Source organism: Hydrocarboniphaga daqingensis, from assembly GCF_900129825.1.
Lineage (GTDB): Bacteria > Pseudomonadota > Gammaproteobacteria > Nevskiales > Nevskiaceae > Hydrocarboniphaga > Hydrocarboniphaga daqingensis.
In genome coordinates, this window is the sequence record NZ_FQWZ01000006.1 from 1 (window position 1) to 12,859 (window position 12,859).

Annotated in this window: 1 protein-coding gene and 1 pseudogene; both read right to left on the bottom strand. The window is 57.1% G+C overall.

The window, feature by feature from the left end:
* A pseudogene (locus tag BUB09_RS12290) lies at positions 1–2,987 on the bottom strand (peroxidase family protein); the annotation flags it as partial.
* 174 nt (positions 2,988–3,161) lie between these two features.
* Entirely contained in the window at positions 3,162–12,596 is a 9,435-nt protein-coding gene (locus BUB09_RS17010; RefSeq protein ID WP_072898050.1) for a calcium-binding protein, read from the bottom strand.
* Positions 12,597–12,859: the final 263 nt, after the last annotated feature.

Sequence of the window (12,859 nt, forward strand, 5' to 3'; positions counted from 1 at the left end):
CTGACATACAGAGATCCGTTCTCGAATCGGATTTGGCCGGTTGCGTTGTCGCTGAACTGGGATGACCCAATGAAGCTGAGTGTCATGCCCAATGCATTCGACAGACCAGCAAAGTCGAGCTTGTCAGTGCCAGAGACAAAGTCAGTAATCAGGTCAACGAAATTCACGCCATCAGAGTTGGCTATTGCACTAAAGCCAAAGTAGTCAGCGCCAGCGCCGCCGACCAGACGATCGGACCCGCCTCCGCCCACCAACGTATCAATACCAGCCCCTCCGTTCAGCGTGTCATTGCCCCCGCCGCCAACCAGGCTGTTAGCTGCACTATTGCCCATCAGGACGTTGGCCGCACCGTTGCCTGTGCCATTGATTGCGGCGGAGCCCGTCAGAACTAGGTTTTCGACGTTAGCACTTAGCGTGTGGCTCACTGAGGACTGAATGACGTCGGTTCCTTCGTTAGCCGCTTCAACGACCACATCGCTCGTCGAATCGATCACATAGGTGTCGTTGCCAGCACCGCCCGTCAACGAGTCGTTACCCGTGCCGCCATTCAACGTATCGTTACCCGCGCCAGCAGCAATCGTATCGTTCCCGGCACCACCGGCAAGGCTGTTGGCGGCCGTGTTACCTGTCAGCACATTGGCCAGCTCGTTACCGGTGCCATTGATGGCGGCCGAACCAGTCAGCGTGAGGTTTTCGACGTTCGCCGCTAGCGTGTGGCTCACCGACGACTGCACCAAGTCGGTCCCCTTAGGGGCCAACTCAACGATCACATCATTCGTCGAGTCGATCACATAGGTGTCGTTGCCAGCACCGCCCATCAGCGAGTCGTTACCCGCACCACCATTCAACGTATCATTGCCCGCGCCAGCGGCAATCGTGTCGTTTCCGGCACCGCCGGCAAGGCTGTTAGCAGCGGTGTTACCCGTCAGCACGTTGGCCAGCTCGTTGCCGGTGCCATTGATGGCGACCGAACCGGTCAGCGTGAGGTTTTCGACATTCGCCGCTAGCGTGTGGCTCACCGACGACTGCACCAAGTCGGTTCCCTCATTGGCTGCCTCAACGACCGTGTCGCTAGCCGAATCGATCACATAGGTGTCGTTGCCAGCACCGCCCGTCAACGAGTCGTTACCCGCACCACCATTCAACGTATCGTTACCCGCACCAGCAGCAATCGTGTCATTTGCTGTACCACCATCGAGGCTGTTGTTAGCGATGTTGCCCGTCAGCACGTTGGCAAGGTCGTTGCCGATGCCATTGATGGCGGCAGAACCGGTCAGTGTGAGGTTTTCGACGTTCGCCGCCAGCATATAGCTGACGGACGACTGCACCAAGTCAGTCCCCTCATTGGCCAACTCAACGATCACATCGATCGGCGAGTCGATCACATAGGTGTCGTTGCCTGCGCCAGCGGCCATCGTGTCGATCCCGAATTGGCCATCGAGGATGTTGTCAGCGGTGTTGCCCGTCAGCACGTTGGATAGGTCGTTGCCAGTGCCATTGATGGCAGCAGAACCGGTCAGTGTGAGATTTTCGAAGTTCGCCCATAGCCGGTAGCTCACCGACGACTGCACCAAGTCGGTCCCCTCATTGGCAACCTCAAAGATAGCGTCGTTTGCCGCATCGATCACGTAGGTGTCGTTGTCAGCACCGCCCATCAACCAGTCGAAGCCCGTACCGCCATTCAACGTATCGTCACCTGCGCCACCGACGATGAAGTCGTCACCGTCGCCGCCGGCAAGGCTGTTGGCAGCGGTGTTACCCGTCAGCACGTTGGCCAAGTCGTTGCCCGTGCCATTGATGATGGCCGAACCGGTCAGCGTGAGGTTTTCGACGTTCGCTGTGAGGGTATAGCTAACGGACGACTGCACCAAGTCGGTTCCCTCATTGGCTGCCTCAACGACCGTGTCGCTAGCCGAATCGATCACATAGGTGTCGTTGCCAGCACCGCCGGCAAGACTGTTGGCAGCGGTGTTACCCGTTAGCACATTGGACAGCTCGTTACCGGTGGCATTGATGGCGGCCGAACCGGTCAGCGTGAGGTTTTCGACATTCGCCGCTAACGTGTGGCTCACCGACGACAGCACCAAGTCGGTTCCCTCATTGGCTGCCTCAACGACCGCGTCGCTAGCTGAATCGATCACATAGGTGTCGTTGCCAGCTCCGCCCGTCAATGAGTCACTGCCCGTACCGCCATTCAACGTATCGTTACCCGCGCTAGCGACAATCGTGTCGTTGCCGGCACCACCATCGAGGCTGTTGGCGGCTGTGTTACCCGTCAGCACGTTGGCCAGGTCGTTGCCAGTGCCATTGATGGCGGCCGAACCGGTCAGCGTGAGGTTTTCGACGTTCGCTGTGAGGGTATAGCTAACGGACGACTGCACCAAGTCGGTTCCCTCATTGGCTGCCTCAACGACCGTGTCGCTAGCCGAATCGATCACATAGGTGTCGTTGCCAGCACCGCCCGTCAATGAGTCATTGCCCGTACCGCCATTCAACGTATCGTTGCCCGCGCCAGCGGCAATCGTGTCGTTTCCGGCACCACCGTTAAGGCTGCTATTGTTGACAGACTCGTTAATTAGTACGTTTGCCAGGTTGTTGCCGGTACCGTTGATCGCAGAGTTGGTGAGAATTAGGTTCTCGACATTGTCGCTAAGCGTGTACGACCCAGCGATTGCCTTAACAGTATCCAATCCCTCGTTAGCCAATTCCACTATGACGTCATTTTCCGAGTTGACTATATAAACATCATCGCCGGCGCCACCATACATCGTGTCGCGACCTGGCCCGCCGTTTATAGTGTCATTTCCCTCTGCACCGCTGATGCTGTCGTTCCCATTGTCCCCACTAAGAAAGTCATTTCCTTCATAACCAAAGATGACGTCGTCACCACCATTGCCGTTGATTGTGTCGTTGGCCGATGTTCCGTAAAGGTCGTCTGCCCCCTCACTTGAGCTGGCAATAACTGTATTATTTTTACTTGCGCTCATTTTCAAAATCTTATTGTTAGAATAGATGATTCATATACAAATCCAGCCTATAAATACCAAGTGTCAACAATATTTATTCTTGTGTCATAAACTAACTTTATCTAATTGAGAGACATCTCTTAAATAAAATAAGCAGCGGGGACCGTTACCGATCCCCGCTACTTCGCAATCGACTTACAGGATGAAGTCAGCAGCCTGCAGGGAGTTAACACCAGCCAAGTCGATGATCATCTCAGCAGCTGAGTCGGCGTTGGTGCTGACATACAGAGACCCGTTCTCGAATCGGATTTGACCGGTTGCGTTGTCGCTGAACTGGGATGACCCAATGAAGCTGAGTGTGATGCCCAACGCACTTGACAGACCAGCCAAGTCGAGCTTGTCAGTACCAGAGACAAAGTCAGCAATCACGTCAACGGAGTTCACGCCATCAGAGTTGGCTATTGCACTAAAGCCAAAGTAGTCATTGCCGGCGCCGCCGACCAAGTAGTCCGAACCGGCACCACCGCGCAACGTGTCGTTGCCACCGCCGCCATTGATTACATCGTCACCACCTCCGCCTGAAAGCGTGTTAGCTGCACTGTTACCGGTGATCACATTCGCCAGTTCGTTACCAGTGCCGTTAACAACAGCGTTGCCTGTGAGTGTTAGATACTCAATGTTCGCACTTAGCGTGTAGCTGACTGACGACGTTACGCGGTCGATACCTGCGTTTGCAGCCTCCGTGACGACGTCGGCGGCGTTGTCAACGATATAGCTGTCGTTACCAGCGCCGCCCACCAATGTATCGACACCCGCCCCGCCATTTAGCGTGTCATTGCCCCCGCCGCCAACCAAGCTGTTGGCGGCGCCATTGCCTGTCAGGACGTTGGCCGCGCCGTTGCCCGTGCCATTGATTGCGGCAGAGCCCGTCAGAAGCATATTTTCGACGTTATCGCCTAAGGTGTAGCTCACTGACGACTGCACTACATCGGCACCCTCACTTGCCGCCTCAACGATCACATCGCTCGTCGAATCGATCACATAGGTATCGTTGCCTGCACCGCCCGTCAACGAGTCATTGCCCGCACCGCCATTCAACGTATCGTTACCCGCGCCAGCGGCAATTGTGTCGTTCCCGGCACCACCAGTAAGGCTGTTGGCAGCGGTGTTACCCGTCAACACGTTGGCCAGATCGTTGCCAGTGCCATTGATGGCAGCAGAACCAGTCAGCGTGAGATTTTCGACGTTCGCCGCGAGCGCGTGGCTCACAGACGATTGCACGACGTCGATACCCTCATTGACCGCCTCAGCGACTGCATCACTGCCGGAATCGATCACATAGGTGTCGTTACCAGCAGCACCCGTCAACGAGTCGTTACCTGTACCGCCATTTAACGTATCGTTACCGGCACCAGCAGTGATCGTGTCATTCCCGGCACCACCAGCGAGGCTGTTATCCGCAGTGTTGCCCGTCAGCACATTGGCCAGCTCGTTGCCTGTTCCGTTAATGACAGCAGCGCCGGTCAGTGTGAGGTTTTCGATGTTCGTCGCGAGCATGTAGCTCACAGTGGACTGCACCACGTCGGTGCCCTCATTGGTCACTTCAACGACTAAATCGTTCGTCGATTCGATCACATAGGTGTCGTTGCCGGAGCCGCCCGTCAACGAATCATTGCCTGCACCGCCATTCAAGGTATCGTTGCCCGCGCCAGCAGAAATGGTGTCGTTCCCGACGCCACCATCGAGGATGTTGGCAGCGGTGTTGCCCGTCAACGCATTGGCAAGGTCGTTGCCAGTTCCATTGATGCCGGCAGAGCCGGTCAGTGTAAGGTTTTCGACATTCGCCGCGAGCGTGTAGCTCACCGACGATTGCACGACATCGGTTCCCTCATTGGCCGCCTCAACGATCGCATCGCTAGGCGAATCGACCACATACGTGTCATTGCCTGCACCGCCTGTCAACGAGTCATTACCTGTACCGCCATTCAAGGTGTCGTTGCCCGCGCCAGCAGAAATGGTGTCGTTCCCGGCACCACCATCAAGGCTGTTGGCGGCGGTGTTGCCGGTCAGTGCATTGGCAAGGTCGTTGCCAGTTCCATTGATGACTGCCACACCGGCCAGCATGAGGTTTTCAACGTTCGCCGCGAGCGTGTAGCTGACCGAGGACATCACGTCGTCGACACCCTCGTTCGCCGCCTCGACCACGACGTCCGCCATGTTGTCGACGACGTAGCTGTCATTGTCCGCGCCGCCAACCAGCGAATCACCTCCGGCTCCACCATCCAGCGTATCGACACCACCGCCGGCCCGGATCGTATCAACACCACCGCCGCCGACAAGGCTATTGGCAGTCGAATTACCGGTGAGCGCATTCGCCAAATCGTTACCGATGCCGTTAATGGCGGCGCTGCCAGTAAGGGTGAGGTTCTCAACGTCAGCCCCAAGCGAGTACGTCACCGCCGAGAGCACTGTGTCCTCGCCCTCGCCAGCAAGCTCAACTACCACGTCGCTGGCGTTATCCACGACGTATACATCGTTACCTGCGCCACCAACCAACGAATCGGTGCCAATGCCGCCATCGAGCGAATCATTATCGCCGCCACCTTCAAGCGTATCGTTGCCATCTGAGCCCAACAGCGTGTCATTGCCGGCCAGACCTTGGATCGTGTCTGGATTGAGCGTTCCAACCAGCGAATCCGCACCTGCTGTTCCCACGATCAAGCCGGTCCCAACCGGCGCAAATGCGGGTATAAAGTTGTCAGCGACCAAGGTCGATGCTGTGACGTTTTGTAGCACCGCGACGTTGATGTAGCTACCGCCGCCCCCGGATTTGCTGAACTGTACCGCTGTATCGGATCCACTCTGAATGACTCGCAAATGCCCAGAGGCGAATGGATCACTTGAGGCGATGTAGTTTGTGGCAAGAGTCAGGTAACTGCGAACGTCGAGAACGTCTCCGGCACTACCGCCAGTAAAATCGGTGACGATCAGATTCATCGTCAATCCATTGATATTCGCGATCGTCTCTAAAACGTCCCGGCCCGAACCCAGAGTCACACGATGCGTACTTCCACTGACGACCACTACATCGTTACCGTCCCCAGCGTCGGTAGTCGATGAACTGCCGTTGAAGTTGGTATGCGCACGAACATAATCGTCGCCAGCGCCCGCACTGATCGAGTGGGTGCCAGAGTCGTAGACAGCCGTAACGCTGTCGTTACCCGCACCAGCAGTGACCGTCAATGATCCGCTGACAAATGTGACGCCGTCGCCGGTCGCGTCGATTACATCATTACCTTCACCGGCATCGACGACATCCGACCCAAAGCCGGCTTCAAAGAACTGGAACGTATCAGCCCCATCACCTCCGACCAGCGTGTCGTTGCCCAAGCTGCCTCTAATCGTGTCGTCTCCCGCACCACCGATGATGCTGTTGGCTGCCTCATTTCCAGTAATAACATTAGCAGCACTATTGCCGGTGCCATCTATAGCCGACGACCCTAGCAGCATTAGATTCTCAACGTTCTCGGCAAGTGTGAAAGAGACCAATGAGCGAACGCTATCGACTCCTTCGTCAACACCCTCGTTGATGACATCAGCCGCGGAGTCAACTAAATAAGCGTCGTCGCCCGTGCCGCCGACCATTGAGTCATCACCAGAGCCGCCGTCCAATGAGTCATTGTCAGCGCCGCCTTCGAGTGTATCGTTGCCCTCTGCGCCCGCCAGCGTATCGTCACCGCCAAGACCTTGGATCGTGTCAGCGCTGGCCGTGCCGACCAAAGAATCTGCACCCGACGTACCCACAATGGCCCCGGACAGATTCGGAGAGAATCCGGGCAAGAAGTTATCGGCGACCAACGCGGTTGTGACCACGTTCTGCAGGACTGCAACGGTGATGTAGTTACCGCCGCTGCCGGTCGAGCTGAACTGTAGGACCGTATCAGCACCGCTCTGCACCGCGACCAGATGGCCCGATACGAACGGGTTGCTTCCAGTCGTATAGTTGGTCGCCAACGCGAGATAGCTGCGGGCGTCGAGAATGTCGCCCGCGCTGCCGGTTGCAAAGTCAGTAACGGTAAGGCTCATCGCCAGGCCGTTGACGTTGGCACCCGCCTCGAGAAGGTCACGACCTGCGCCAAGAGTCACCCGATGCGTACTTCCGCTGACAACCACCACGTCATTTCCGTCACCCGCATCGGTGACGGATGAACTGCCGTTGAAGTTAACGTGGTTTCGGATGTAGTCATCACCAGAGCCCGCGTTGATCGAGTGGGTGCCCGCATCGTAGACCGCTGTGATGCTGTCATTGCCAGCGCCGGCGTTCACTGTTAGCGAGCCGCTGACGAAAACGATACCGTCACCGGTTGCGTCGATTACATCGTTACCGTCACCAGCATCGACTACATCGGAACCGAAACCGGCCTCAGAGAACAGGAATGTATCAGCGCCGTCACCACCGACCAGGGTGTCGTTGCCAAGGCCGCCCCGAATCGTGTCATCTCCAGCGCCGCCAACGATGCTGTTGGCTGCGTCGTTGCCGATCAGTATGTTGGCGAGCTCGTTACCCGTCGCATCGACCGCGGATCCGCCGATCAGAGCGAGGTCTTCTACATTAGCGGAAAGGGTGTAGGAAACTGACGAAAGGACGAAGTCGATACCTTGTCCAGCCGCTTCGCTGACGACATCAGCCGACGAGTCAACGAAGAACACATCGTCGCCCAATCCACCGGCCATCGAGTCATTCCCCGTGTCGCCGTCCAGCGTATCGTCTCCACTGCCGCCAATCAGAGTATCCGCCCCAGCACTACCGATTAAGTAGTCGGCGCCATCCAGTCCGGAGATCGAATCATTGCCATCCAGTCCGTTGATCGTATCGGCGGCGGAGGTACCCGTAAGTACATCGTTACCTGCTGTCGGCTGGCTGGGGCCTGCAGGAGGCGCTGCACTCGGACCGTTGAAGTTGGTGGGGATCAGCGTGCTCACATTGACGTTCTGAAGGGTTACGATGGTCGCAAATTGGTTCGTAGATCCCTTGCCATCAAGGTCGACCTGCACCAATGTGTCGGCGCCGCTCTGTAGCAGACGCAGATGCCCGGACGCAAAAGGGTCCCCGCCAGCATAGTTGGTGCAAAACTGGAGGAGTGGACCCAAGTCAAGCACATCGCCGCCGCTACCTGCAGCAAAGTCGGTGACGACAACAACATCTGGGGCCAATCCGACCAACAACCGATAACTGGAGACCGCAACGGTATCGACGCCCACACCGAGTGTGATCTGTGCTGCAGTCACGGCGTGCCCGCTACTCAGATCAATAAAGTCAAACAGATCGTCGCCAGCACCACCATCAATCGTTAAGGATCGCGACGTAGACAATAAGTTACCAACCGCGACCGTGTCGTTACCGTCATCGCCGTTTACGACGTCATTTCCAACATATGTGTAGAAGAAGTCAGCGCCATCACCTCCGCTGAGCGTGTCATCACCGCTGCCACCATCCAAGGTATCGCGACCAGCATCACCAAATAGCAGGTCATTGCCCCCGTCACCGAATAATGAGTCCCCCCCGGCATTGCCAAGGATGCTGTCAGCGCCGAGCGTACCGAGTAAGCGATCAGCTGACGCTGTTCCCGCCAGCAACTCAACCGCTGCGCCGGGCACCACCCGCACACCGCCGAGTGTGAAGTTGCTTGATGTCAGCGTGGATGCGGTCGTGTTAACCAGTGTCAGCATCGTCACGAAGCCGGAAGCGACATCGGCCCCATCAAGATCAACCTGGACAAGGGTATCAGCACCGCTCTGCAGCAGTCGGACATGGCCCGATGCGAACGGATTATTGCCCGCGATATAGGTCGTGTAATTCGAGACCAGACCGCCGAGGTCGACGACATCACCTCCAGCACCGCTGGCAAAATCGGTAATACGTACGTTGTCGGGGGTGTTACCCACTGCCAGCCGGTAGCTCGAGACGGAGATCGTGTCGACACCACCGCCGAGCGCAATATTGGCGGTCGTGACGGCGGCGCTAGAACTGACGCCAAACAGCACGACATCATCGCCAGCACCGCCGCTGATCGTCAGTGCGCGATTTGCCGCGACGCCGCTGTCCGTTGTGACATCGATAACATCATCGCCGGCGTCACCGTTGAGGATGCCGCTACCGTCGCCGTCATAAATGGCATCGTCACTATCACCAGCGCCGATCGTGTCGTCGCCTGCACCGCCGACCAGGGTGTCACGTCCCTGGTCACCGGCGAGCACATCGTTACCGGCGTCGCCATAAAGCAGATCGTTCTGCGAGCCACCACTGAGCGAATCGTTGCCGTTACCACCCGACAGCGTGTCAATCCCATGACCACCTAGTATGGTGTCGTTGCCGTCACCCCCACTTAGCGAGTCGTTGCGCCCGGCCCCAACGATCGAGTCAGCACCGCCAGCACCGCTAATAGTGTCGTTGCCGTTACCGCCGTTGATAGTCTGGTTCGCCGAACTTCCACCGTTGAAGACGCCAGCCGGGTTAGCCGAGCCATTAGGAGCGTAGTTGGTGCCATCGAGAACAAAGTTTTCGAAGGTCAGCGCCGAGGGCGCAATATTCAGAAGCGTAATCAGCGTGACGTAGTTGGACCCCGATCCCGATCCGTCCAGATCGATCTGAACCAATGTATTCGTACCGCTTTGCTGAAGCCTTACATGACCCGAAGCAAACGGATTCACACCGGGTGCACTGCCGAAGTAATCGGTGTAAAGCAGCAACTCTCTCAAATCGATGACGTCGCCGCCACCACCGGCCGCAAAGTCAGAGACGCGCACGATATTAGCCGACAACCCTGCAAACAGACGGTAGGTTGAAATCGACACGGTATCGATACCAGCACCGAGGCTGGCCGATATCGTGGCAATGCCGGACGCAACCTCGGGCCCGTTGTAGAGGACGTCGTCACCCGCACCGCCGGATACCGTTAACGACCGGTCAACGGATCCGTTATCAGTGGACGATGTATCAAGAACATCATCGCCATCGTCACCACTGATGCTGTCATTACCTCCGTTTGCATGCAGCGTGTCATCGCTGTTACCGCCAAACAATGTGTCGCTACCGCTTCCACCTCGCAGAACGTCGAGTCCTTGATCACCGAAAATGACGTCATCACCGATACCGCCAGAGACCGTGTCGTTACCCTCACCCGCAACGATGCTGTCGTTGCCGATAAATCCGGTAATCGAATCGCCGCCGATGCTGCCGGTGCGGGTCTCAACGACACCGCTCGGGATCACCGGTGTCCCGTTATAAACAAAGTTGCTCGACCCGAGATTCGCGGCCGCAACATTGGACAAGGTCACCATTGTTGCAAATGCAGACTGGGTCCCCGATCCGTCCATATCGAGTTGAACGAGGGTGTCAGATCCGCTTTGGACCAACCGGACGTGGCCCGTTGCAAACGGATCACCGCCGAAATAGGACGTGACCCACGCAAGCAACGGCGTCAGATCAATAACATCGCCGCCGGCCCCCGCTACAAAATCCGCTATTCGAACCTGATCGATCGTGCCTTCGTACAAACGATTGAGACTCGAGACCTCAACGGTATCAACGCCAGACCCCAAATTGACGATCGCTGTTGTAGCGCCTGCGTAAGTGGAGTATCCCCACGTCACGCGATCATCACCGCTGCCTGCATTAACGGTTAGATTGCGTGCGCCACTGTAGCTCAAAGACGACATATCAATGGCGTCGTCACCGTCACCGCCATCGACCACGTCGTTGCCTTCGGCCGCGATAATAGAGTCGGCGCCTTCTCCGCCATTAAGGGTGTCATCATCCACCCCACCATTAATGGAATCGCGACCCTGACCGCCCTCGATGACGTCGTTTCCGCTATCGCCTCGAATGGAGTCGTTTCCGGCGCCGCCAACAATACTGTCGTTGCCAATGACACCCGCGATCGAATCAGCGCCATCGGCCCCAGCACGAGTTTCGACGGCACCGCCCGGGATAACCGGAACGCCGTTGTAAATGAAGTTATTGGAGGTTAGGTTTGATGCACTGACGTTCGATAGGGTCAGCATCGTCTCGAACGACGAGTCAGTACCCACGCCATCAAGGTCGACCTGTACCACGGTGTCGGCGCCGGATTGCAGCAGGCGGATGTAGCCGGTGGAGAAAGGGTCGTTAACACCGTCGTAACGAGCAAAACTGAGAAGGGCATTTAGGTCAATGACGTCGCCGCCAGCACCGGTGGCAAAGTCCGACACGCGGATCACATCAATAGACCCGAAGTAGAAACGGTTCGTACTGAAAACAGAAACCGTATCGATACCAGCTCCAAGCGTAACCGATGCATCAGTAGCAGCTGCGTAGACCGTATTTCCAAAGCTGACAACATCATCTCCAGAGCCGGCTAAAACGGTGACGGAGCGCGTCAACGATGTATAGGCGACCGACGAGGCGTCAATCAAATCATCGCCATCACCGCCAGACACTGAATCATTCCCTTCTCTTGCAACGATGTGATCATCTCCGTCGCCGCCATTGACCGTGTCGTCACCGGAGCCAGCATCAAGGTAATCGCGTCCCTGATCACCCGAAACAAGATCATTGCCATTGCCACCGTTGATGGTGTCGGCCAGCGTGCCGCCGTTGAGCACGTCGTTGCCGTTGCCGCCGTCAATCACATCCCTGCCGTGACCGCCGGCAATGGTGTCATTGCCGTCACCGCCATCAAGCGTGTCATTCAGACCTCCACCCGAAATGGAGTCGCCACCGCCGGCGCCGCTTAGAGTGTCGGCGCCGTTGCCACCGGTAATGGTCTGAGCTGACGAACTACCCCCATTAAACAGCCCGGATGCCGTCACCGCCCCACTTGGGGCGTGGTAGTGCCCATTAAAGAAAAAGTTCTCGTAATGAAACAAGGAGGGCGAAACATTCTGGAACGTCAGTACGGTGACGAAGCTACTCGTCGTTCCGCCGGCGTCCATATCGAATTGAAGCAGCGTGTTGGCACCGCTCTGAATCAGTCGGACATGGCCCGATGCAAACGGATTTCCAGTGCCGGTGTAACTGCTATTGCCCAGCATTGGGCCAAGATCGACCGTGTCACCGCCAGGGCCGGCGGCAAAATCACTTAGCAAGATAACATGTGGTAACAAACCATCACCGAGGAGTCGAGATGCGTCGACGCTGACGGTGTCCAGCCCCGAACCGAGGGCGACAGTTGCAGTGGTAACGCCCTGCCCGAAGTCAGCCTCGAAACGAACGACGTCGTCGCCGGTCCCCGCATTGATCGTCAGATCGCGCGAGCTGCCATCTGCACTCTGTACGTACACCACATCGTCGCCAGACCCGGCGTCGATGCTGTCGCTACCCTGCAACGACACAATGGAGTCGTCGCCGCCCTCTCCCAGCAAAGTATCGTTGCCGGCATCGCCGTCGATCGTGTCGCGGCCGTCGCCACCCAGTACGGAGTCATTACCGGCCCCCGCCGATATAACGTCGTTCCCTGTACCCGCCTCGACCACGTCGTTGCCGCTGCCAGCCAGCACGTAGTCGGCGCCGTCGCCGGCCAAGATGCTGTCGTCTGAAGCAAACCCGTTGAGCGTATCGTTACCGGGCGTACCCGAGATTCTGTAAGCCATAAGTTATCCCCATTTATAGATATAGAAGCCCCATAGACCGCACGAGGTTAGCTGCCCTTAATTTCGACCGCTATCCGAAGTTGCACCCCATCGTTAAATAGTAAACACCAAATGTGACGCGATCGTCAGTTGTAATCTGGATAGTTGCGACATCGATTGCGCGCATGCGGATCGGCATTATTCCCCCGAAAAATCCGTGCCGACTTGATCGAACTAGATCGCAGGATCCTGCGCATCTATAACCACGTGCTGCATTGCAGCAG